The sequence below is a fragment of the Streptomyces sp. NPDC001401 genome, assembly GCF_042895385.1.
Classification (GTDB): domain Bacteria; phylum Actinomycetota; class Actinomycetes; order Streptomycetales; family Streptomycetaceae; genus Streptomyces.
The window spans coordinates 110,411-132,921 of record NZ_JBIAWI010000011.1 but is presented as its reverse complement, the minus strand read 5'-3'; the positions used below and the strand labels follow the sequence as shown (position 1 = coordinate 132,921).

At 69.5% G+C, this 22,511-nt stretch carries 17 protein-coding genes; 8 read left to right on the top strand and 9 right to left on the bottom strand.

Annotation, left to right across the window (positions count from 1 at the left end; genetic code table 11):
• The first annotated feature begins 98 nt into the window (after window positions 1-98).
• The gene (locus ACFY10_RS32410) at window positions 99-653 is read left to right on the top strand and encodes a TetR family transcriptional regulator (protein ID WP_390668782.1); all 555 of its coding nucleotides are present in this window, start codon (window positions 99-101) and stop codon (window positions 651-653) included.
• A gap of 31 nt (window positions 654-684) precedes the next feature.
• Here ACFY10_RS32410 and ACFY10_RS32405 read toward each other — a convergent pair whose 3' ends face one another.
• Together ACFY10_RS32405 and ACFY10_RS32400 are read right to left on the bottom strand one after the other, a co-directional pair.
• On the bottom strand, window positions 685-1,863 hold the full coding sequence (locus ACFY10_RS32405) for a DUF3500 domain-containing protein (RefSeq protein ID WP_390668781.1): 1,179 nt from the start codon (window positions 1,861-1,863) through the stop codon (window positions 685-687).
• Window positions 1,853-2,956: a zinc-binding dehydrogenase gene (locus ACFY10_RS32400; protein ID WP_390668780.1), complete on the bottom strand. Its 1,104-nt coding sequence runs from the start codon at window positions 2,954-2,956 to the stop codon at window positions 1,853-1,855. Before ACFY10_RS32400 ends, ACFY10_RS32405 begins: the two co-directional genes overlap by 11 nt.
• 250 nt (window positions 2,957-3,206) lie before the next feature.
• Here ACFY10_RS32400 and ACFY10_RS32395 point away from each other — a divergent pair, with 250 nt between their 5' ends.
• From ACFY10_RS32395 to ACFY10_RS32375, 5 genes are all read left to right on the top strand, one after another.
• Window positions 3,207-3,992, top strand: coding sequence for an SDR family oxidoreductase (locus ACFY10_RS32395; protein ID WP_390668779.1), 786 nt, complete (start codon window positions 3,207-3,209; stop codon window positions 3,990-3,992).
• A 32-nt stretch (window positions 3,993-4,024) separates the two neighbouring features.
• Window positions 4,025-4,960, top strand: a complete 936-nt coding sequence (locus ACFY10_RS32390) for a dihydrodipicolinate synthase family protein (RefSeq protein ID WP_390668778.1) — start codon at window positions 4,025-4,027, stop codon at window positions 4,958-4,960.
• Between the two features lie 238 nt (window positions 4,961-5,198).
• A complete protein-coding gene (locus tag ACFY10_RS32385) occupies window positions 5,199-6,104 on the top strand; it encodes a LysR substrate-binding domain-containing protein (protein ID WP_390668777.1) in 906 nt (301 codons plus the stop codon).
• Between the two features lie 408 nt (window positions 6,105-6,512).
• Window positions 6,513-7,862 carry a ferric reductase-like transmembrane domain-containing protein gene (locus ACFY10_RS32380; RefSeq protein ID WP_390668776.1) on the top strand — a complete coding sequence of 450 codons (1,350 nt, stop codon included), beginning with the start codon at window positions 6,513-6,515 and terminating at the stop codon, window positions 7,860-7,862.
• Between the two features lie 329 nt (window positions 7,863-8,191).
• On the top strand, window positions 8,192-9,568 hold the full coding sequence (locus tag ACFY10_RS32375) for a YhgE/Pip domain-containing protein (protein WP_390668775.1): 1,377 nt from the start codon (window positions 8,192-8,194) through the stop codon (window positions 9,566-9,568).
• A 265-nt stretch (window positions 9,569-9,833) separates the two neighbouring features.
• Here ACFY10_RS32375 and ACFY10_RS32370 read toward each other — a convergent pair whose 3' ends face one another.
• The 4 genes from ACFY10_RS32370 to ACFY10_RS32355 all read right to left on the bottom strand — a co-directional run bounded on the left by ACFY10_RS32370 (window position 9,834) and on the right by ACFY10_RS32355 (window position 13,593).
• Entirely contained in the window at window positions 9,834-10,460 is a 627-nt protein-coding gene (locus ACFY10_RS32370; RefSeq protein WP_390668774.1) for a TetR/AcrR family transcriptional regulator, read from the bottom strand.
• A gap of 716 nt (window positions 10,461-11,176) precedes the next feature.
• The gene (locus tag ACFY10_RS32365; RefSeq protein WP_390668773.1) at window positions 11,177-11,764 is read right to left on the bottom strand and encodes a TetR/AcrR family transcriptional regulator; all 588 of its coding nucleotides are present in this window, start codon (window positions 11,762-11,764) and stop codon (window positions 11,177-11,179) included.
• Between the two features lie 639 nt (window positions 11,765-12,403).
• Window positions 12,404-13,066 carry a vitamin K epoxide reductase family protein gene (locus tag ACFY10_RS32360; RefSeq protein WP_390668772.1) on the bottom strand — a complete coding sequence of 221 codons (663 nt, stop codon included), beginning with the start codon at window positions 13,064-13,066 and terminating at the stop codon, window positions 12,404-12,406.
• Window positions 13,063-13,593 carry a hypothetical protein gene (locus ACFY10_RS32355; protein WP_390668771.1) on the bottom strand — a complete coding sequence of 177 codons (531 nt, stop codon included), beginning with the start codon at window positions 13,591-13,593 and terminating at the stop codon, window positions 13,063-13,065. Before ACFY10_RS32355 ends, ACFY10_RS32360 begins: the two co-directional genes overlap by 4 nt.
• Window positions 13,594-14,027: 434 nt before the next feature.
• Here ACFY10_RS32355 and ACFY10_RS32350 point away from each other — a divergent pair, with 434 nt between their 5' ends.
• Together ACFY10_RS32350 and ACFY10_RS32345 are read left to right on the top strand one after the other, a co-directional pair.
• Window positions 14,028-14,537 carry a pyridoxamine 5'-phosphate oxidase family protein gene (locus ACFY10_RS32350; protein ID WP_390668770.1) on the top strand — a complete coding sequence of 170 codons (510 nt, stop codon included), beginning with the start codon at window positions 14,028-14,030 and terminating at the stop codon, window positions 14,535-14,537.
• 1,126 nt (window positions 14,538-15,663) lie between these two features.
• Window positions 15,664-17,733 carry a SpoIIE family protein phosphatase gene (locus tag ACFY10_RS32345; protein WP_390668769.1) on the top strand — a complete coding sequence of 690 codons (2,070 nt, stop codon included), beginning with the start codon at window positions 15,664-15,666 and terminating at the stop codon, window positions 17,731-17,733.
• 79 nt (window positions 17,734-17,812) lie between these two features.
• On the opposite strand, the gene ACFY10_RS32340 is transcribed toward ACFY10_RS32345, so the two are convergent.
• Genes ACFY10_RS32340 through ACFY10_RS32330 form a run of 3 tightly spaced genes read right to left on the bottom strand, consistent with a single transcriptional unit; the run spans window position 17,813 to window position 22,470 of the window.
• A complete protein-coding gene (locus ACFY10_RS32340) occupies window positions 17,813-18,610 on the bottom strand; it encodes a class I SAM-dependent methyltransferase (protein WP_390668768.1) in 798 nt (265 codons plus the stop codon).
• Entirely contained in the window at window positions 18,607-20,175 is a 1,569-nt protein-coding gene (locus ACFY10_RS32335) for a phytoene desaturase family protein (RefSeq protein ID WP_390668767.1), read from the bottom strand. The genes ACFY10_RS32340 and ACFY10_RS32335 overlap by 4 nt, the downstream gene beginning before the upstream one ends.
• A gap of 54 nt (window positions 20,176-20,229) precedes the next feature.
• Entirely contained in the window at window positions 20,230-22,470 is a 2,241-nt protein-coding gene (locus ACFY10_RS32330) for a tetratricopeptide repeat protein (RefSeq protein WP_390668766.1), read from the bottom strand.
• Window positions 22,471-22,511: the final 41 nt, after the last annotated feature.

The window sequence follows — 22,511 nt, the reverse complement described above, 5'->3', positions numbered from 1 at the left end:
GCGCGCCGACGCGCACGACACCCCGTCCTCGTCGGCGCGATGGCCACGCGCCCTCAGAGCCGCACACCGCGGCCTCGTTCCCACAGCAAGAAGGTCCCGTGAGCAGCCCCATGCCGCCTACCGCGGGGATGGCCCGCGACGCCCTGCACCAGGAGCAGATCATCCAGGCGGCCATCGCCCTTCTGGACGAGGGCGGCATCGAGAGTCTGAGCATGCGAAAACTCGGCAGCCGTCTCGGCATCACCGCGGCGGCACTCTACTATCACGTCAGGAGCAGACAGGATCTGCTCCTGCTGGCCGCTGACACCGTCTGGGGGCAGACACCTCTCCCCGCTCTCGACGGCGTCGAATGGCGTCCGGTCCTCCTGGCCATGGCCGACAACCTGCGTTCGATGCTTCTCAGGCGCCCCTGGCTGCTGGCCGCCATGACCATCCAGCCTCTCGACGGCCCGGCCAGGGACCGCCATGACGAGCACCTGCTCGCGGTCTGCGAGGCGTCCGGCCTCACCAGGCGGGATGCCGAGCAAGCCGCCCAGAGCGTCGTCACGTTCGCGATCGGCGCCGCCCTCGCAGCCACCCCTCGCCCGTATGTGTCCTTCGGACTGCAGTCGCTTCTCGACGGCGTCGAAGCCAGGCTTGCCGCCCGTACCTGAACGGGTGTGTACGGCGCTCCCCGAGTACGCCCTACTCGTGTGCGATGTGTGCGCGGTGTTCGGCGAGTACGTCCAGTCCGAAGTCGGAGGTCAGGTCACGCCACACCGAGTGGGCGTGGTTGGCGTACCGCTGGGTGTTGTCGTACTCAATGAGGACGCGAGGGTCCTGTACCCGGTAGTAGTGCGGTGCCCCGGCGTCCGTGCTGCCCGCCCAGCCGAAATGCACCGCGTCGAGGACGGTGTCAGAGGCGTAGTGGGTGTCGTAGGCGTCTGCGAGGAACTCGGGTGCCCGTCCGGTGTAAAGGGTGACGAGCCGGCGCAACAGGTGCCGCTGCTCGTTGTTCAGGTCGCGACCGCTGATGCCTTTGGGGGGAATCGTGATGGCCACGCGCGCGTGATCGTTCTCGGTGTATCCGCTGCCCGCTTCCGCCCGGCGGTCGATGTCGTCGACAAGCCGGTCCAGCTCAGGGTCGGCGAACCGGCCGCGCCACAGGTCCTGCATGTGCATCATCGTGTCGCCGTGTTCGACGCGTGGGCGGTTGCCGGAGACGATGTCCGAGACTGCGGACGGGTGGAGCAGGGCGCTTTGGAGTTGGCCCGTGTCCAGACTGCGGACCAGTTGACGGGCCGTCTCCTCAGGGCCTTGCAAGGGCCGCAGGGTGCCTCCGATCAGCTCGGTCGTGGCCGGGTCGGCACCGATGAAGCAGGGGGTCGTGGAGACGAGCCGGCCGGCGACGACGAGGTTGTTCAGGGAGATGTGGTGGCCGCCGAACCGCCATGCCCAGACACGGTCGCCGGGGCGGCCGAAGATCCTCAGCCAGTACAGGCCGGGGTCCCGTCCGCGCTGCCGGTCCCAGTGGACCCGCCACCCTTCCAGCTGGTCCAGGACGTTCTCCAGTCCCATCACGGTGGTGACCGTGGCGTAGCCCGGGATGGACAGTCCGGTGGCCACCAGCCGCATGGCCAGGCTCTGTTGGCGGGCGTTCTGGTCTCGGACGGCGAGCCCGCCGTGTTCGGTGGGGGTGTAGAACCAGCGCAGCCGCTCGGCCTCCGCATCCAGGTGGAGCGGGGAGTCGTAGGCGGCGAGCGGGAGTTGGTCCTCGCTCAGGCTGTTCAGCCAGGCGGTGGCAGTTTCGGCCATGGCGGCCGCTGCCTTCTCCCGTCCGGCTGCCAGGGCGTCGGGCACGGTGCCCTCTCGGTCACCGGTCACCGGTGGGCTCCGGGTCTTCGGAGATGTCGAGCATGACCTTGATGGCGTTGCCCCGGCGCTCGGCGTAGGTGTCGAACGCCTCGGCGACGTCGGGCAGCCCGAAATGGTGGGTGACCAGTTCCGCGGTGCGCAGCCGGCCCCGGGCGGCCAGGCCCACGGCGCGGGCCACCGAACCGGTGCCCTCGCCGCGGAACGTCTGGATCGAGATGCCGTTCATCACGGCGTGGTTGAGGTCGGCCTGTACGGGCTCTTCGAAGAAGCCGACGAGGACGACCTTCCCGGACCGCTTGGCCATGCGCAGCGCGTCGTCCACCGCACTCGGGGCGCCGGAGCACTCCAGGACGATGTCGGCTCCGATCCCGTCGGTCGCCTCCCGAACCGCCGCTACGGCGTCCTCCTCCCGGGAGTTGACGACCAGGTCCGCGCCGAAGGACTTGCCGATGGCGAGCCTGGCTTCCCGCGTGCCGGTCAGGGCTACGGTCCTGGCCCCGAGTTCACGTGCGACCTGTACCGCGAGCAGACCTATCGGTCCGGGGCCGATCACAGCGACCGTGGATCCGACGAGCAGGGTGTCGAGCACGTCGAAGGCGTGCATCACGGTGCCCACGGTGGTGAGGACGACCGCGGCGTCGAAGTCCACGGTGTCCGGCAACCGGTGGAGGGTCGCCACGTGGTTGAGCGCGTACTCCGCGAAGCCCCCGTTGACGGTCATCCCCTGCACGCGGTGCCCGGTGTGCCGCAGGCCGTAGTTGAGGCAGTCCGTGTAGGCCCCGGCCAGGCAGTTGGCGCAGCGCATGCACCCGCGGTGGGCTTCCGTCACCACCCGGTCGCCGACCCGGAGCTCGTCCACGGCACTGCCCACCGCGGCGACGACGCCGGCGTACTCATGGCCGGGTACGAACTCGCCCGCGGCCGGGCCGCCGTCCTTGAAGAAGTGCCGACTGCGGATCTTCAAGTCCGTTCCGCACAGGGACGCCCTGCGGACGTGTACCAGAACGTCTTCCGGTCCCACCTGCGGCACGGGCAGCGTCGTGACGGCGAGGGTGCCGGGCTCGCCCAGCACCGCGGCCTGCATGGTTTCCGGCAAGGACATAGGGGCCTCCAGTTACGGCCATGAACATGCGTCGGGAATCGACGGGCCGAAACGGCCCTATTCCCCACCTCATCTTGCACGCCGGCAACGCCTATTCCCTATTCGCGGCGCATAGGCATCCCTTATGCATGTCGCGAGAGATTCCTATTGGAGACCCACCACAACCTCGTGGCAGTGTCATTTGGAAACGACGGACGTAGCCGTCGGCCGTACGGCCGGGGAACGGGGCCACCGCCCAAGGAGCGAAGCTGTGGATCTGGGAATTTCGGGCAAGACCGCGCTCGTACTGGGCGGAGGTGGGGGTCTCGGCGGCGCGATCGCCCAGGCTCTCGCCGCGGAAGGCGCCGCTGTCGCCGTCGCGGACATCAGCCCACAGGCCGCAGAGAGCACCGCCGAGGCGGTGGCCGACGCGGGCGGGAAAGCCGTGCCCCTGGAATGGGACCTCGCGGACCTGGGCGCGATCGACCAGCACATCGCGGCAGTCGAAGGGGCGCTCGGTCCCGTGGACATCCTGGTCAACAACACGGGAGGGCCGCCGCCCTCGCCGGTTGCGGGGCAGGACCCTGAACTCTGGCTGAAGCACTTCCAGTCCATGGTGCTGTCCGTCATCGCGATCACGGACAGGGTCGTGCCGCTGATGCGGAGCCGCGGCTGGGGCAGGATCATCACCAGCGCCAGCTCGGGGGTGATCGCCCCCATCCCCAACCTGGGGCTGTCGAACGCCTTGCGGGGCAGCCTGCTCGGCTGGTCCAAGACGCTGGCCCGGGAAGTCGCGGCCGAGGGTGTCACCTGCAACGTGGTCGTTCCGGGACGGATCGCCACCCAGCGGATCAAATTCCTCGACCAGGCCAAGGCCGATCGGGAGGGCAAGTCCGTCGCGGAGACGTCCGCCGAGAGCGTCGCGTCGATCCCTGTGGGCCGCTACGGCGAGCCGCGGGAATACGCCGCCGCCGTCGCCTTCCTCGCGAGCGTCCAGGCCTCTTACATCACAGGCTCGGTCATTCGCGTCGACGGCGGACTCATCGCCAGCCTCTGAAAAAGACATCGGACTTCTGAGGAGGCAGAACAATGGCACACCTAGACCGCAACACCAATGGTGTTTTCGCCATCGCACCAACGCCCTTCGACGAGGAAGGCGCAATCGATTTCGACTCACTCAACCGACTCGTCGACTTCTACGGAGACGCCGGCGTCACCGGACTGACCCTCCTGGGTCAGATGGGCGAAGCACCCAAGCTGTCCCACGAGGAAAGCGTGCGCATCGTCCAGCACGTCATCAAGCGGACCGATCTGCCGATCGTCGTGGGCGTCTCCGCACCCGGCTACGCCGCCATGCGGGCTCTCGCGGTCGACGTCATGTCAGCCGGTGCCGACGGCGTCATGATCGCCCCTCCGAACACGCTGCGTACCGACGACCAGATCGTGAGCTACTACGAGGGAGCGGCGGGCGCCATCGGCGCGGACGTGCCGTTCGTGATCCAGGACTATCCGCTGTCGTTCTCCGTCGTCATGTCCCCTGCCGTCATCGCCCGCATCGCGAACGCCGCGCCAGGGTGCGTGATGCTCAAGCACGAGGACTGGCCGGGCTTGGAGAAGATCAGCGAACTCCGGCAACTCGAAGCCGACGGAGCGATGCCCCGCCTGTCGATCCTGTGCGGAAACGGCGGCCTCTTCCTGGACTTCGAGACCGAACGCGGAGCCGACGGAGCGATGACGGGCTACTGCGTTCCCGAGCTCCTCGTCGACGTGGTGCGCCACACCACGGCCAGCGACCGTGACGCTGCCCATGACGTCTTCGACGCCCACCTGCCCCTGCTGCGCTACGAACAGCAGCCGGGCATCGGCCTGGCCGTGCGCAAGTACGTCATGAAGCGCCGCGGAATCCTGGCCTCCGACACCCAGCGCAAGCCCGGGTCCGTGCTCTCGGCGCGTGCCCGCACCGAGGTCGACTACTTGCTGTCCCGGCTCACCCGCAAGGACAGCAGGGTCGCACTCATGGCATGACGCACAGGTAACACCCCTTAGCAGCACAGCAGTACGGCACCACGTCACCTAGCCCCGCCCCACCAGCAGACCGGGACTCTGCCGATTCAGGAACACCCCTCTCCTGTATCCGACACGCGCTGCCCTCGCACATCCCCGCCAACGCGAGCTGCGTGCCATGCCGACTGATCCTGAAAGACACCGGATTTGTGGTCACAGCACGAGTACTGGGCAACGCTCGGCCGAGTAGCTTGATCACATGCAGCTACGTCAGCTGGAGTACTTCCTCGCGGTCTGGGAGGCGGGCTCCTTCAGCGGAGCGGCTGCGCGGCTCTATGTCACGCAGCCTTCGCTGTCCCAGCAGATCGGGGCCCTGGAGAAGGAGCTGGGCGCGGTCCTGCTGGAGCGCGGTCGGCAAGGGGTGACGCTGACTCCCGCGGGCCGTGTCTTTCTGCCCCGAGCACAGAACGTCGTCCGTGCCGTTCAGGACGCGCAGGACTCGGTGCGCGAGGTGGTGGAGGGCCGTCAGGGCGACGTCCACGTCCTGACCGTACGGTCCGTCGCCTCGGGGATCCTGCCGCCGTCCGCGGCGCGCTGGCACTCGACGTACCCCTCCACCGTGCTGAGACTGCACGACTACTCCCACCGCCGGGACCTCGAAGAGGCCATGCGCAGTGGCCAGGGCGACATCGCGGTCGGTCCACGGCCCGACCCTTGGGAGGGGCCCGTCATCTCCCTGGGATATGAGGAGATGGTGGTGACCGGCTCGGCCGAATACCCGGCGGGGACAGCGGCTGATCCGGCCGAACTGGCCGCTGCCGACTGGGTGCTCTACGAGCAGGAACAGGGCATGAGCGAAGTGGTGGACCGCCTGGCAGGGCACCTCGGGTTCACGCCGCGCGCCGTCGCACGCACGGGCCAGGTCTCCGCAGCGCTCCTGTTCGCGGTCGAGGGGATCGGCGTGACGGTGACACCGGAGAACGCGGTGCCGCTGCGCTGGTCGAGGCACGCCCGGCGGATCGGGCCCGGCTATTTCCGGGAGCTGGTGGTGTTCAGCAGAAAGCTCCCCTCCCAACTGGCCGAGCGGTACCGGGACATGCTCACCACTGTGGAGTTGCCGCTGACCGCGGAGCGGGATCTGCCCGAAGGAGCACTCCGCTTCTAAGGTCAACTTGCCCTGAGATCGAGGGTTCTGTTCCCGCATCTGAGTGATCCGTGTCAACGGCCACTCAGTTCTTCTGCGGATCGAGTCCACACCTCCACGGATGGGCAGCTCCGGCAGTTTCGCCCTGAAAGCAATGCTGCCCCGAGCTGTGATTTCACCTCGAAGAGCCGGCCGACGGGGATGGCTTCGAACCGCCACGCCCCCGATAGGCAGATCCAGGGCTGGCCAACGGGCATCCGAATGCACCACTGGACCACAACCAGCCAAACGGCTACGCTGTTGCCAATATTAGAGGTGGCAGGAAACGCAGCCACCTGGGCTCGAGGGCGCTCAAACCGCGACCGCACGGTCCGCCTGCCTTCACCAGCGCCCCTTCGTCCACAGTGCCGACCCCCCGAGGGGTAGACGATGCCCGTCCTGATCGTGATAGCGATCTACGCCATCCGGATCGCGCGCGCCCCCTTGGACGCGCGCCTGAAGAAGCGCAACCTCGGACCCCTGTCGGTCACGACCGGAGCGGTCATGCTCTATCTGGCCTGGGACTGGCTCAGGCCCGAGGGCCTCAGCGCTGTCTATTTCGTTGGCGAGTTCGCCGGCGTCCTGTCCGTCTACCTGATGTCCTGCACCTTGATGCTGGCCACCCGCCTGATGTGGTTGGAGCAGTGGTTCGGCGGCCTGGACCGTATGTACCGTCAGCACAAGCTGTACGCCGTATGGTCCATACTCCTGCTCACCCCCCACCTGCTCCTCCACTTTTTCTCCGGTTTCGACGGGAGCCAGTACGGCTACGCGCACCGGGCCGCGTCGGTAGGGATGGGCCATCTCCTCGGTGCCGTCTCCGCCATCGGCCTGCTGCTGCTCGTCCTCATCTCACTCGGCCAGGTCGGCCGCATCCTCCGACTGCCCTACGAGCGCTGGCTGTTCCTGCATCGCCTCACCGGCCTGCTGCTCCTGTCAGCGCTGTTGCACGGCTGGTTCCTCGATCTCATCATCAACGGATCCACGCCCCTCCTGGCGATCTACGTCACCATGGCCACCATCGGCATGACCGCCTACACCTACGACGAACTGGTGCTACGGCACAGGGAACCCCGGGCGGACTACACCGTCCACCGTGTCGAGCGGCCGACACCCGACGTCCTCGACCTCACCCTCACGCCCACCGGCGAGACGATGCTTCCCGTGACAGGAGGTCAGTTCGTCTACCTGCGGGTCGGCGGCTGGCACGAACACCCCTTCAGCGTCGCAGGAACGCAGGCCGACGGCTCGGTACGCCTCACCATCCGTGCCCTGGGCTGCGGTACACGCGGCCTCTACACAGACATAAGTGAAGGACACCCCGCAACCCTCAAGGGTCCTTACGGCATGTTCGACCACACCCTCGGCGGACCCCGGCAGATATGGATCGCGGGGGGCATCGGTATCGCGCCCTTCCTCGGCTGGCTCACCCACCCCGGTGCAGCGCCGCTCCGCACCGACCTCTTCTACTGCACCCCCACCGCCGAAGACGCACCGTTCCTCCCGGAACTCACCGCAGCGGCAGCACACCGCCCCGAGTTCCGGCTCCACCCGACGTTCAGCCGCAGCCACGGCCGTCTGACCGCCGAAAGAATCCAGGCCGAGGCCGGACCGATCACCCCCGACACGCATGTCTTTCTCTGCGGCCCCGCCTCTATGATCGAAAACCTCACTCGCGCCCTCCATCGCCAGGGCGTCCCCCGCCGGCATCTCCACGCCGAGCACTTCGCCTTCCGCTGACGAGCCGCCGACCACACGGGTCACAACAGCTGTAGGCCTGACTGTCCGGCGACCGGTTGCCCCCACCCAGACGCTTGTGCGCCGGTGGTGCCTACGGCGGCGCCTGGCGTCCGCACTTCGATGGTCGTCGTGTATCCGCCGTGATCCCCAGGGGTTCACTCCGTGATCCACGAGGCCACTGCCGCCTGAATCCACTCATTGAAGCCGAGCCGTTTCAGCACCGCCGCCTGGACACACCCTGCCCGAACCCATACCGGGCGAAGACCAGAACGGCGGCCTCGATCAACGCAACGTCAATCTCCTCGCCACTCGGCCCCGCATTTGACTTCATGGATCCAGGTGACCATTCTAGTCACCTAGTAACCGAAATGGTCACCTCGAAGGGTGTGTACACCATGGCAAACGGCAAGGGCGCGGCAGGGAGCAGGCTGGGGCCGCGGTTGTGGCTGGCCCCGGCCGTCATCGTCACCGTGGTCATGGCCGCGCTGGCGGCGCTGTACCTGGGAGGGACGGTCAACGCCTCCAAAGACCTCAACGACTTTCCCGTAGCGGTCATCAACGCCGACACCGGCGCCACCAGCGCATCGGGACAGCGCATCGACGTCGGCAAGGAGATCGCCGACAGCCTGCGCAAGGGTGTCGACGACGACAAGTTCGATCTGCGTTTCGTCAGCCTCGCCGCGGCGAAGAAGGACATGGGCAAGGGGAAGCTCTACGGTGCGATCGTCCTGCCCTCGGACCTGAGCAAGAAGCTGATGACGCTCACGGCGAGCGCGGCAACCGGCGGGGCCGCTGAGCAGCCTGCGGTCACCGTGTACACCAATCCCCTCGCGAACACTTCCAGCGCATCCATTGTCAATTCCTTCGCCTCTCAGGCGCTGGCCGAGGCGAACCAGACGGTGGGCAAACAGCTCCTCACCAGCGCTGCGCAGGCCACGGAAAGGGCCGGGTCCGGCAGTCAATCCGTCTCAGGGACCGCTCGCATCGTCCTGTCCGAGCCGATGCAGGTCCATGTCACACCCTTCAAGGAAGTGCCGGACGGCACCGGCGGCGGCCTGTCGGCCTTCTACTACGCCCTCCTGCTGGCGCTGGCCGGCTTCACCGGCTCCCTGATCGCCACCAATCTCGTCGACTCCCAGCTCGGTTTCACTCCGTCGGAGATCGGTCCGCTCTACCGCATGGAGAGCCACTCGGGTCGCAGCCGCCTGGCCACCCTTGTTTTGAAGTGGGGAATCATGACGGGTGTCGCGGTGCTAGTCAGCAGTGTCTATCTGGGGATCGCGGACTGGATCGGCATGCCGCTGGACCATCCAGGGGAGCTGTGGCTGTTCAGCGTGCTGAGCATCTCGGCCGTCGCAGTGGTTGCTCAGGCGATTCTCGCCCTGCTGGGCGGTCTGGGCATGGTGGTCAACCTCTTCCTCTTCATCGTGCTGTCGATCCCCAGCTCCGGGGGTACGACACCGCTGGAAGCCATGCCCCCCTTCGTCCGCTTCCTCAGCTCGTTCGAGCCCATGCACCAGATCTATCTGGGTACGCGCTCGATCATGTACTTCGGAGCCACCTGGGATTCGGGGCTGGCGCGTGCCGTGTTGGCCTCCGTGATCGCGCTTGTCCTCGGCCTCCTCGTCGGAGCCCTGGGTACTCGTGCCTACGACCTCAAGGGGCTGACCAGGAAGCACAGCGCCCCTGCCGCCGCCGCGCAGTGACGGACAGACTCCGCTGGGGATGTTCCACAGCATCCCCATAGGCGCACCACGAGCGGCTGTTCAACTCGTCTGCCCCGGGCACTGCAACGTTGAGTGCCCGGGGCAGACGGCTTTCCTCGCGCGGGCACCGATGGGCCGGTTCGGCTGGCGCATTCGCCCTTGGCCGGGGCCAGCGGGTCGATCACGAGTCCCTGACAGCCTCGCTCCATGCCGACCGAGATGACTCCGTAGGCGGGCGGCCTCAGGTTCGCATCGTCCTGCCTGGTCAGGCGTCGTCGCGCAGGTGGGCCAGCCCGCTGAGAAGGAGTTCGAGTCCGAAGGAGAACTCGTCCTCGATCGGAACGGGCATCGACCCGGCGACGGTGACCGTTGCCGGGAACAAGGCTGGATCGGCGCCCTGAAAGACGGCGGACAGTTGCGTGTCGTCGAGTTGCCCGCCACCGCCATGACCGTTGACCTGTATGGCGAATCCGAGGACGTAGCGGGAGAGGGTGGCAAAGGCGTGCGCAGCCAGTCGCGGCGGGAAGCCGCTGTCGAGCAGCGCCGCGACACAGTGCTCCCGCAGCGCCATGGCGTTCGGCCCCAGGGGAATCTCTTCGACCATCAGGCGCGCCGCGTTCCGGTGCCGGGCCAGGGCCTCGAACATGGTGTGCGCGACCGTCCGCAGCGCTTGCTGCCAGCCCATCGCGAGGAGTTCGTCGCCATTCAGTTCCACGGCGCCGAACATGCGGTCCACGACATGGGCGACCAGCGCTGCCCGGTTGTCGAAATGCCGGTACAGCGTCGCCGTGCCCGAGCCCAGGCGCTGGGCCAGCGTCCGCATCGAGAGAGCGTCGGCCCCTTCATCGTCCACGATCTGCAGTGCGGTAGAAACGATGCGCTCCAGCGGCACGGGCGGACGTCCCGGGCGCCGAGCCGATGCCGTGGTCGCTCGCGTAGGACCAGCTGCTGCCACTGAACGTCCACCTCCTCGGCCAGCACCATAACAGCAACACCGTATCCAGTATGGAGATCGCTGGTTGGGCACGGAGCGGCGGCGCCGCGCCCCCTTCGATCAGCCCATTGACGACCGCTCGTCCGAGGTCAGCGACCGCTCCGATACTGTCCTGGACGTCGCCCAGATTGCCTGCTGGTCGGGTTGCCTCGGCAACGAAACCACCGTCGTCCCCGTCCCGGGCGCCCTCCACGACGTCCTGCCCTCCCGCCGCAAGCCACCGCGAACACGCCTACACCGTGATCGGCGACTGGCTGCACCGGCAGCTGCTGTCTGCCGCCGTGCCGCCTGCCCAGAGAGCCGCCGCCTCCTGATGCACTGGCGCTGCCACAGAAAAAAGAAGGGGGCATGGACGCTGGCCATTTGCGGTGTTCCTCTGCGGGCGCCGCGGCCAACCCCTTGACGAAGGAGTCCTTCAAGCCGAGATCCTGAGCCGTCGTCACTGCCAGGCGGGTGCGGTCAGCAAGCCATGACGAGTGGCTCCTCGAGCCACGTTGGGCACCCTGCCCCGGCCGAACTGTACAAGTGACGCAGCATTGCCTCAGCCGACGCTGCGCACTGGTCGCCGCGCCCGTTGTTCCGTACTGCAGCGCCGGCTACCCCGTCGCAGTGCCTCAATCACCCGTGCCGGCATCGCCGTTGCCCCTGTGGCCCAGTGCGCCAAGGCCCGCGGCAATCACCACATCGGTGCGCTCGGTCCACCTGGCCTCGCGGTTCGCCATCATCGTGACGGTCACAGCACCGATCGCGGACACCACCCGCACATGCCGTACCTCATCAGTCCAGACATCGGGATCGAAGGCTTCCATCAACATGCGCTGCGCCCCGGAGAGGCGCTGCATGATCTCGGGCTCTCGCGTCAGCCAGAAGGCGCCGGCCATGAGCGCACCAGTCCCCGGCCACTCCTCGATCAGCTCGACCAGCGCACCGAGCAGGGCGGCGTCCCGCTCGAGCCCGACCGGGAGGCCCTCACCCGCAGCCGCCACTCGTGCGGCATGTTCCTCCGCGCGAGCCACCACGGCGTCCTGGATCCGCTCCTTCGAGCCAAAGCGCTTCAGCACAGCCGCCTTGGAGTAGCCGGCACCGTCAGCGATCGCCTGCACGGGGCCCTGAGCGAACCCGTGCCGCGCAAAGACGAAGGCCGCCACGTCGATCAGGGCACGATCGATCTCCTCGCTGGTGGGTCTCACGGATGGCTTCATGACCAAAGGCTACCGTTTCGGTCAGCAAGTGACCGAAACGGTAACAGCACCCTTCGTCCACATCACGGTCCCCATCGGGGATGTCACGGACCAGGACGATCTCGAGTACGCGATCCAAGCGAGCCACACAGTCATCTCCGCACCCGACCCCAGCAACAACTGCAAGTCCATCCCGGTCGCACGGAGCGCCGCCGCGCCCCTCCCGGAACTGCCCGAGCGGGCGCGCCCCCGGAGGGACCGCGGCAGCCGTAGGCGTCAGCGGACACGGCAACCGAGCACACCCTCCCCCCGATCTCGCCCACCGCAGCGATCGCACGGCGGCCATCGCCGCTGACCAACGGGCGGCCCGGCACGTAGGCCGCCGTGCCGCTGCTCGGCCGGCCAGGGCCGCGGCCGGAAGGAAGGAAACCTTGCCGCGGAGGAGCGCTTCCCCGGAAGGCGCAGAACAACCGCACCCCCAGGTGCCTTCACTGTCGGCCAAGTCCGGCTCGGCCTCGATCAGGTCGCGGATGCCTCGTCGTACGACCTCGTGGTCGTCCAGCACGAACACCCGCACCGGCGCGGCCCTCAGCACAACCTCCTCGAGAACTTCCTGGCGGGAGGGGACCGGGGTGAGGGTACGCATCGGTCTCGTCCCGCTCACAGCAGCGTCTGCCAGTAGTCCCAGAAACGCGTGCCGATCAGCATGACGATGCTCAGGTACCAGGTGACCGGCACCGCCCAGTGGAACTCCCGCGCCCCGGCCACGAGCCCGCGGGGAGCGCGGATGACGCCGTGGCGGAGGTTGTGCACGGTGGTGTACCAGAACATGGCGATGGTGGCCGCCCAGGCCAGGCAGCACCACAGGCACAGCGCGCCGATCTCGTACAGCGCCTGCGTCATCAGCCACATGCAGAACCCCGCCCCGAACAGCATGCCGAGATTCAGTCCGAGCCAGAACCAGCGGCGCAGCCGCGCCCCGGCCAGCACGACGACCCCCCCGAAGGCGACCACCGGGTAGGCGGCCAGCCCCAGCAGCGGGTTGGGGAAGCCGAACACGGATGCCTGGCCGCTGCTCATCACGTTCGAGCACGACAGGATCGGGCTGATGTTGCACGACGGCGAGAAGGCGGGATCCTGCAGCAGCTGGAACTTGTCGACGGTGATGACGAAAGAAGCGAGGGCCCCCAGCGCTCCCGACACGATCAGCAGCCAGGCGAAGGCGCGCGAGGCCCCCGTCGAGTCCTCCGGTGTGTTCCGTCCCGGGCGTCCGCCTGTCCGGGGTTCGGTGTGGTGGCGCGCGGTCGTGGTCGTACCTGTCATCGGGGTGTTGCCGCCTCGTCGGTCGTGCGGATGGGCTGGGCGCCCACGGTGGTCGAACGGTCCCTGCCGTCGGGCGGCGGCACCACGGTCAACGGAATGCCGCGGGCGCGGGCGTAGGCCACCAGGTGCGCGGTGGCGTCGCGACCGTTGGAGGGTGAGCCGTCCCATACGGCCAGCGCCTGGCGGCATCCCAGGATCAAGCGCTCGTCGGCGCCGACGCAGGCGTCCCGGTCGCCGGGGTCGAACTCCAGCAGACGCACCTGCTGGGCGAGGGCCAGCAGCTCGCCGACCGCCATCCGGTCACGCCGCGGCAGCAGTGCCGGCACCATCCCCTGCGTCGGGGCGACCACGATCAGCTCGCGCCCCGCCGCCCGCACCGCACGGCCGAAGGCCACCGGCACCCCCGCCCCCGCGCGTACCAGCCCGGACATCCCTTCGGGCAGGCGCTCCAGCGCGGCACGCAGATCGGCCTCCACCACCGTCAGCATGTCCGGGGTCAACTCCGCGTACCCCACCGCCGCGATCATCCCTCGCCCCTTCCCGCCGTACGGTGTTTCCGTGCTCGTTCCCGCTTGGGCGGCCCCGCCCTGCCCGGGCCTCGGCTGCTCCACCGCTCTCGACTCTGCGCGAGCGGAGGGAGCGGCCAGGGATGTGCCACCGCCTGCGGACGGGACCGCTTGAGTCCGAAGGCGGGATCCAGGCGCCGCGGGCGGGACCGCGAAACCAATCAAGTCAGCACACCCAGCTGATGACTAGGGCCCAATGGCCCTGGCACAGGGTGCTCGACGCGCTTTCCATGGAGGTTGTCAGACCTGTCGGCGGTCCCGCTCTGTGCCTCGACGCGGGGCACGGGTGCCGGAACCGCAGCATCCGAAGGGATCAGGCCCGTGCCGCAGTGATCGGCCCGCACCGTGGAGTGCCGGATCGGCGGCAGGGCCATTCCGTGCACCGGGAAGAAGCCGTGAAGGACGAAACAGCCCGACGCCTCGTCAGGACGAACGGGATTACCGCGACCGCCGCTGCGGGTCCGCGCCGCCTGGTCGAGCTCTCCCCCGAGGAGGCCCTCCGGCTGCTCGGCACGGTACCCCTCGGACGGCTCGTCTTCACCCGGCAGGCTCTGCCCACCGCCCGCCCGGTCAACCATGTCCTCGACCGCGGAGACATCGTCATCCGTACCCACGAGGACGCCGCGCTGCTCTCGCGCGCCCGGCAGAGCCACCCGCACGGGGTGGTTGTCGCCTACGAGGCCGACGACATCGACGTCGGCACCCGTCTCGGCTGGAGCGTTGTCGCGACCGGCTACTGCCATCCGGTCACGGACCCGGCGGAGGTGGCCCGCTACCAGGCCTTGGTCCACCCCTGGCTGGATCACCCCATGGACCACGTCGTACGTATCCGACCCGGCCTGATCACGGGCATGAGACTGGTCGACGCGGCGCTGCCCCGCTCCGGGGACGCGGCCGCCCGTTGAGCGTCTCGTCCGGCACCCGGACGCAAGCCGCCGGCGCACCACCGGTCCGCCGTCGACGGCCCGGGCGGAGGAGAAGACGGCTCCGCCCGGGCCGGACCCCGCCGCAGGCCCGCGCGAACCGCGAGGAAACCCGGGCCGACGGACTGTGGGCCCAGCCGACAGCCAACTCCCCCATGTCTGTGCCACGAAAGGGCCGTTCGGCCTTCATCGGGCTTCCCCGCAAGGGCCGTTGTGCGGGCGTCCCGACGCGGATCCCGGGCCGGAACAGCAGCAACATGCAGGTGCCGGGCCCGCGGACGTTACGCGTTCATCTGCGACGACGATGTCGTCGCCCGACCGCCTCACGCGGGCCCGGCACCGGGCCGGAAGACCGGCCCACCCCCCTTTCCCAAGGAAGCCGCCGTAGCGGCCTGCGCCGGTCCCCAACCCGGCGCCGCCCGAGGACCTCCGGCCCTGGCCGCCGCCCTGAACGGCCAGGAGCCGCGGACGGCAAGTCCCCCCGGGAACCTTCGCCGTCGATCGTCTCGCGGACTCACTGCTCACCCTCACGCCACAGACCGCAAAGGAAGAGGGGCCGAACGACTCCCCTATGGGGCCGAACGGCCCAACCGGCCCGTAGCAAGCCGCCACCGGACACCCAGGGGCGGGGGCCGGCTTTCGCCCGTACACCCGGTCGGCGGATTCCCGCGGTATGCGGCAGCACGTGGTGAGAAGCCCGCACACCAAGACCCCGCCCGGCCATCGACACGCGCGGTGACCGGATGTATTCACACGCGCCGGGACCAGGGCAGGAGTGAACACTCTGCCCTCTGAGTTTCTCGCCGCCGACGGTCCCCGGCACGTGGTGCCCGTGCTGCCGTGCAGGATGCGGATGCGGCTGCCAACCGGCTCCCCCAGCCCTAGCATGGAGCCCAGAGCCCAGTGCAAGAGAAGAGTGCAAATGCAGCCCGTACGTGCACTCTGTGCAGTGCATGCGGGCACGCCACCGGCGACATAGGCGCGACCCGTCGGCGCCCGAGGCCGTGCGGGTGCCGGGCGGCTCCTCGGTTACCCGAGCTCAGGAGGTCGTCGGGCGTCGCGTAGGGCACCTGCTCGGCTCGGGCGCCGACATCGCAAAGGGGTTCCCGTGGGCGAGGCGATCACGGAGGCAGCGTTCGCGCAGGGCCACCTGCCCGTAACCATCTACGACACCGAGTTGCGCTGTCTGCGGGCGAGCGCCGGTGCCGTCCGCGAGCTCGGCCGCACCGAAGAGCAGTTGCGTGGTCGGCGTGTCACGGACGTCCTGCCTCCTCACATCTGCCGGACGATCGAAGACGGCATGCGCAGAGTGCTCAAGACCGGAGAAGCCGAGCAGTTCCAGATCCACGGCAGACCACGGGCGGGAGCCCCCGCGAGGGCCTGGTCCGTCACGGTGTCCCCGCTCAGGAACCCCGCAGGACAAGTGCGCCATGTACAGGTCACCGCACTCGACGTGAGTGAGCAGCACTTGGCCCGGGAGCGGCTCGCCCTGCTGAACGAGATCGGTGCACAGGTCGGCAGCACCCTCGATGTGATGAGCACCGCCCAGGAGATGGCTGATGCGGTGGCAGGCCGGCTCGCCGACTTCGTCACCGTCGACCTGCTGGACTCGCTGCTTCGCGGCATCGAGCCGAAGCCCTGCGCCACAGGCGCCGTCGCCCTGCGCCGCGCCGCGCAGCAGTCCGTCCTGGCCGGCGTACCCGAGGCCGTGATCCAGCCGGGAGAGGTGGACTACTACCCGCAGTCCTCGCCACCTGTCCGTTGCCTGGCCACCGGCCGGTCCTCGCTGCACGGCGCCCTCGACGAGGCCATCAAGGACTGGCGCGAAGCCGATCCCAAGCGGTCGGGCGTCGTTCGGTCCTTCGGAATCCACTCGATCATGGTCATCCCCCTGAACGCTCGGGGCATCTCCCTCGGCGTGGCCGTACTCGTCCGCCACCGGAACCCGGAACCCTTCGACGAGGACGACCTGCTCCTCGCCGAGGAGATCGGCGCACGCGCCGCCGTGGCCGTGGACAATGCGCGCCGGTTCACCCGCGAGCGCACCACCGCACTGGCCCTGCAGCGCAGCCTGCTTCCGCAGCGGCTTTCCGCCCAGCAGGCGGTCGACGTCGCTTATCGCTACCTTCCCACGCGCACCCAGGCCGGGGTCGGCGGGGACTGGTTCGACGTGATCCCGCTCTCGGGCGCCCGAGTCGCGCTGGTCGTCGGGGACGTGGTCGGCCACGGCCTGCGTGCCTCCGCCACCATGGGACGGCTACGGACCGCGGTACGCACTCTGGCGGACGTCGACCTGCCACCTGACGAACTCTTCGTCCACCTCGACGATTTGGTGACCCTCCTGGCCACGGAGGAGGACACCGACGCAATGCCCGAGCCCGAACTGGAGATCTCCACCGATCTCATTGCGACATGTCTGTACGTGGTCTACGACCCGGTCTCGCGCCACTACACCGCCGCCGCTGCCGGCCACCCCGCACCCGCCGTGATCACACCCGACGGGGCAGCGGACTTTGTCGACGTTCCTCCCGGCCCTCCCCTGGGAGTGAACGGGCTGCCCTTCGAAACAGTCGAATGGGACCTCCCCCGAGGCAGCCTCCTGGTGCTGTACACGGACGGCCTCGTCGCAGGAACTCAGCACGACCTGGGCAACGGCCAGGGGCTGCTGCTCGAGTGCCTGAAGCAGCCGGCCTTCTCGCCCGAGGACACCTGCGACAACCTGATCCGGACTCTGCTTCCCGAACCGCCACCGGACGACGTCGCTCTGCTCGTCGCCCGCACCCGGGCCCTGGACATCCACCAGGTTGCCACCTGGGATCTGCAGTCCGACCCCGCCGTCGTGGCCGGTACCCGCGCCGATGTCCTGGCCCGGCTGACGACCTGGGGACTGCAGGACATCGCCTTCACCGTCGAGCTGGTGGTCAGCGAACTGGTCACCAACGCCATCCGCTACGGTCAACCCCCCATTCAGCTGCGGCTCATCCACGACACCATGCTCATCTGCGAGGTGTCCGACGGCAGCAGCTCAGCCCCGCATCTGCGGCGGGCCCGCACCTTCGACGAAGGCGGGCGCGGCCTGCTGCTCGTCGCCCAGTTCGCGGACCGCTGGGGGACACGCCATCGCACCGACGGGAAGACGATCTGGGCTGAAATCGGCCTCCCCCACGACCGCTCGTGACCGTGCTCGGCCACGCCCTCGGCGAGTACGTCGATCTTGCACCTGACCGGGGGTTTGCAGTCCATCGGATTCGCTCACGTCAACCACGGTCATTTGCAGCTTCGTACGCGGCCGACGCCCTCGCAGCCAGGACAGGTTGATAGAAACCGCTGATGTCCGGCATCAGCCACGCGACGTCGGCGAAGCCGGCCGCGGTCACGGCATCGGTCACCTGACTCCGGGTGAGCGCCCAGGAGGTGGTGCGGCGGACCCGCACCTGCCAGCCCTCTCCTTCGGGCACGAGCTGGAAGTACTCCTGGTCGTAGCGCTCGCCGTCGTCGTGCCAGTGCCACAGCTGGAAGGTGATCGAGCGGCCGTCCAAGCCGTGCGAGACCTGGGGAGGCCGGGAGTCGGGGCGGGTACGGCGGATGTCGTCGTAGTCCCGGAGCGTGAGCAGGAGCAGGCCATCGTCCGTCAGCACCCGCCGCATCTCGCGCAGGGCCTCCCCCACGTCACGCGCCGTCAACAGGTGGGCGAGCGAGTTGTCGGCGCACACGACGACGTCGAAGGCGCCCGGTCCGAAGGGGAGTTGGCGCATGTCCGCCGCCGCTGCGGGCAGGGCGACGCCGCGGGCCGCGGCCTCGACCGCGGCCCGCGCGGCGGCGACGGGGCTCAGGTCGCTGCCGACGACCCGGTGTCCGGCGCGGGCGAGCCCGATCGCCTGGGTGCCGATGCCGCAGGCGCAGTCGAGCAACCGGTGCGGTCCGGCGCCGAGTTCCCGGCGGACGAGCGCGTCCAGCGTCGCGGCCTGACGGCTCATGCTCGCATCCCAGTCCGGGAAGATGCGGTGGTAGTCGGCGGCGAGTGAGTCGTAGAACTCCCGCGCCGAGCCGGTCACTCGCCCGTCGCTTCCAGCACCGCCATGGCCGCGTTGTGCCCGGGCACCCCGCTCACGCCCCCGCCCCGCACCGCGCCCGCCCCGCACAGCAGCACGTTCGCGTGCCGGGTCTCCACGCCCCAGCGGCCCGTGTCGTCCTGGGCGTAGGGCCAGGTCAGTTCGCGGTGGAAGATGTTGCCGCCGGGCAGGTGCAGGTCGCGCTCCAGGTCGAGCGGGGTCTTGGCCTCGATGCAGGGCCGGCCGTCGGCGTCGGTCGCCAGGCAGTCGGCGATCGGCTCGGCGAGGTGGCCGTCGAGTTGGGCGAGGGTCGACTTCAACAGCGAATCCCGTACGGCGTCGTTGTCCCGTTCGAAGAGCCGCGCCGGGGTGTGCAGGCCGAACAACGTCAGTGTCTGGTAGCCCTGTTCGACCAGGTCCGGGCCGAGGATCGTCGGGTCGGTGAGGGAATGGCAGTAGATCTCCGAGGGCGGCGCGGCGGGGAGTTGGCCGGAGGCGGCCTGGGCGTGGGCGGCGGCGAGTTGCTGGTAGCCCTCGGCGATGTGGAAGGTGCCGGAGAACGCCTCGCGCGGGTCGACGGAGCCGTCGCGCAGTTGCGGCAGCCGCTTGAGGAGCATGTTCAGCTTGAGCTGGGCGCCCTCGGCGGGGGCCGGGGGCGTGTCGCCGGTCAGTTCGGCGAGGGCCTGCGGGGAGGCGCCCACGAGGACGTGCCGGGCGGCTGCGACGCCTTCCCCGTCCGCCGTGCGGTAGGTGATCTCGGCGGTCCGGCCGTCCGTGTCGATGCGTACGGCCTCGTGTCGGGTGGCGATGACGGCGCCCGCGTCCCGGGCGGCGGTGGCCAGGGCGTCGGTCAGGGCGCCCATGCCGCCGACCGGGACGTCCCAGGCACCCGTGCCGCCGCCGATCACGTGGTAGAGGAAGCAGCGGTTCTGGCGCAGCGAGGGGTCGTGGGCGTCGGCGAAGGTGCCGATGAGGGCGTCGGTGAGGACCACTCCACGGACGAGGTCGTCGGCGAAGCGGTCCTCGATCGCGGCGCCGATGGGCTGCTCGAACAGGGTCCGCCAGGCGTCCTCGTCGTCGATGCGGCGGCGCAGTTCGTCGCGGGTGGGCAGCGGTTCGGTGAGCGTCGGGAAGACCCGCTCGGCGACGCGGCCGGTCATGCCGTAGAAGCGCTGCCAGGCCTCGTACTCCCGGTCGGAGCCGGTGAGGTGGGCGAAGGCCTCCCGGGTGCGCCGGTCGCCGCCGCCCACCAGGAGTCCGGTGGGCCGGCCGTCCCGTTCCACCGGGGTGTACGAGGAGACGGTGCGGGTGCGGACGCGGAAGTCCAGCCCGAGGTCGCGCACGATCTTCTTCGGCAGCAGGCTGACCAGGTACGAGTAGCGCGACAGGCGTGCGTCCACACCGGCGAAGGGCCGGGTGGAGACGGCGGCGCCCCCGGTGTGGTCCAGCCGCTCCAGGACCAGTACGGACCGTCCGGCCCGGGCCAGGTAGGCGGCGGCGACCAGGCCGTTGTGGCCTCCGCCGACGATCACAGCGTCGTATGTCCGGTGTCCCTCGTGTGCAGCCATGGTTCTTGGTAACACGCGATGATCCAGAACGACCAGGGGTGTACGGCGACGGGGTCAGCGCCCGCCCGACGCGCGCTGCTGACGCAGTACCGCCACCCGGCGGTACAGCTCGACGGCCTCGGCGCCGCGGCCGAGCTGTTCCAGGCAGTGGGCCTCGTCGTTGCGGCTGGCGAGGGTGTCGGGGTGGTCGGGGCCCAGGACGCGCTCGCGGGCGGCGGCCACTCGGCGGTATTCGGCGAGGGCGTCGGGCCAGCGGCCCAGCCAGCCGAGGCCGACGGCGACCTCGCGTCGGCTGACCAGGGTGTCGGGGTGGTCGGGGCCCAGGACGCGTTCGCGTATGGCGCAGACGTCCCGGGACTCGGCCAGGGCCTCCTCCCAGCGGCCCAGGCGGCCGAGGTTGACGCCGAGGCCGTGGCGGGCGCGCAGGGTCTCGGGGTGGGTGGGGCCCTGGACGCGGGTGCGGTCGTCGATCAGGTCGCGGTAGAGGGTGAGCGCCTCCGCGCTGCGGCCGAGGCGGCCCAGGCTGATGCCGACCTCGTAGCGGGCGGCGAGGGTGTCGGCGTGATCGGGGCCGAGGGCCTGGGCGCGGGCCTCGGCGACCTCGTGGTAGGTCTGCAGGGCTTCGGGCCAGCGGCCCAACTGGCCCAGTGCGTAGGCGACTTCGTAGCGGGTGACCAGGGTGTCGGGATGGTCGGGGCCGAGGACGCGGGCGCGGGCGGCGGCCACGTCGCAGGCCATGCGGTACGAGTCCTCCAGGCGGCCGAGTCTGCTGAGGTTGAAGGCGAGGTTGTGGCGGCAGCGCAGGGTGTCGGGGTGGTCGGGGCCCATGCCGCGCTCCCGGGCGGCGAGCACGGACGTGTAGACCTGGTGGGCATCGAAGTGACGGCCCAACTGGCCGAGCACGTAGGCCATTTCCTGGCGGGCGGCGAGCGTGTCGGGGTGGTCGGCGCCCAGGGCGCGGGTTCTGGCCGCGGCCACGAACTTGTACTCCTGCAGGGCGTCGGCGGCGCGGCCGGTGCGGCTGAGGGTGAAGGCGACCTCGTAGCGGCTGGCGAGCGTGTCGGGGTGGTCGGGGCCGAGCAGGTGGGCGCGTTCGGCGGCGACCGCGCGGTGCACCTCGCCGGCCTCCGTCCAGCGGCCCAGGCGGCCGAGACTGAGCCCGGCGTTGTGCCGTCCGGCCAGGGCGGTCAGGGTCTCCGGGGAGGGAGCGGGGGGCTGGTCGGGCGCGGGGCCCTGTGTCCGCCCGTTCGCGGGCCGCGGAATCCATTCGCCGGTGAGGCCCGCTCCGGCGTCCGGGGGTGTGGTGCTGAGGCCGGCGCCGGTGGCCTTGTGGCCGGTGGTCATGCCGCGCGTCCAGGAGGGCAGACGAGCCTCGCGGGAGGGGGCCTGCTCAGGTGGCCGGAGCGCCGGCTGCGGGGTCACGACCGTCGGTACGTACGTCGGTGTCGTACGGCCGAGGCTGATGCGGCGGCCCAACTCGCGGGCGTCGTGCGGGCGTTGCTCGGGGAGTTTGGCCAGCAGGTCCAGGATGATCTTCTCGAGGTACTCGGGGAGTTCGGACCGCCGGCTGCGCGGCGGCCGGGGCGGGGTGTCGCGGTGGCCGACGAGGATCGCCCAGGCGTCGTCGAGGTCGAACGGCGGCGCCCCGGTGGCGATCTCGTAGAGCACACACCCCAGTGAGTACAGGTCGCTGCGCTGGTCGACCTCGGAGCCGCCGATCTGCTCCGGCGACATGTAATGCGGCGTGCCCATCGCGATGCCGGTGCCGGTCAGCCGGGAGGTGAAACCGATGTCGTGGCCGAGGCGGGCGATGCCGAAGTCGCAGATCTTCACCGTGCCGTCGGCGAGCCGCATGATGTTGGCGGGTTTCAGGTCGCGGTGCACGATGCCCTGTTGGTGGGTGTAGGCGAGGGCGGAGGCGACCTGGTCGGCGATCTCGACGACGTCGCCGACCGGCAGCGGGTGGTGCTTGTTGTCCTCCAGGAGCTGGGAGAGGTTGCGGCCCTCCAGGAGTTCCATGACCAGATAGAGGATGCCGTCGGACTCGCCGAAGTCGTGGACGACGGTGATCCCGCGGTGCTGGAGGGCGGCGGCCACGCGGGCCTCGCGGCGAAAGCGTTCCCTGAGGACCCGGGTGAAGGACTGGTCGTGGTGCGGGCCGAGGGGCTTGAGGCACTTCACGGCGACATGCCGGCCGAGCGACTCGTCGCGCGCACGCCACACCTCGCCCATGCCACCCCGCCCGATCAGATCGAGCAGCCGGTACCGGCCCTGGATCAGCCTGCTGTCCCCCATCTGCTGCGATCGCCCCCCGTACCTGTTCGCCCCGCCCACCC

What these genes read in the sequence shown, in the direction of transcription:
- ACFY10_RS32385 (WP_390668777.1), top strand. Translation starts at nt 5,199, where the DNA reads ATGCAGCTACGTCAGCTGGAGTACTTCCTCGCGGTCTGGGAGGCGGGC.
- ACFY10_RS32380 (WP_390668776.1), top strand. Translation starts at nt 6,513, where the DNA reads ATGCCCGTCCTGATCGTGATAGCGATCTACGCCATCCGGATCGCGCGC.
- ACFY10_RS32400 (WP_390668780.1), bottom strand. Translation starts at nt 2,956, where the DNA reads ATGTCCTTGCCGGAAACCATGCAGGCCGCGGTGCTGGGCGAGCCCGGC.
- ACFY10_RS32355 (WP_390668771.1), bottom strand. Translation starts at nt 13,593, where the DNA reads ATGATCGCGGCGGTGGGGTACGCGGAGTTGACCCCGGACATGCTGACG.
- ACFY10_RS32360 (WP_390668772.1), bottom strand. Translation starts at nt 13,066, where the DNA reads ATGACAGGTACGACCACGACCGCGCGCCACCACACCGAACCCCGGACA.
- ACFY10_RS32335 (WP_390668767.1), bottom strand. Translation starts at nt 20,175, where the DNA reads ATGGCTGCACACGAGGGACACCGGACATACGACGCTGTGATCGTCGGC.
- ACFY10_RS32375 (WP_390668775.1), top strand. Translation starts at nt 8,192, where the DNA reads ATGGATCCAGGTGACCATTCTAGTCACCTAGTAACCGAAATGGTCACC.
- ACFY10_RS32330 (WP_390668766.1), bottom strand. Translation starts at nt 22,470, where the DNA reads ATGGGGGACAGCAGGCTGATCCAGGGCCGGTACCGGCTGCTCGATCTG.
- ACFY10_RS32390 (WP_390668778.1), top strand. Translation starts at nt 4,025, where the DNA reads ATGGCACACCTAGACCGCAACACCAATGGTGTTTTCGCCATCGCACCA.
- ACFY10_RS32365 (WP_390668773.1), bottom strand. Translation starts at nt 11,764, where the DNA reads ATGAAGCCATCCGTGAGACCCACCAGCGAGGAGATCGATCGTGCCCTG.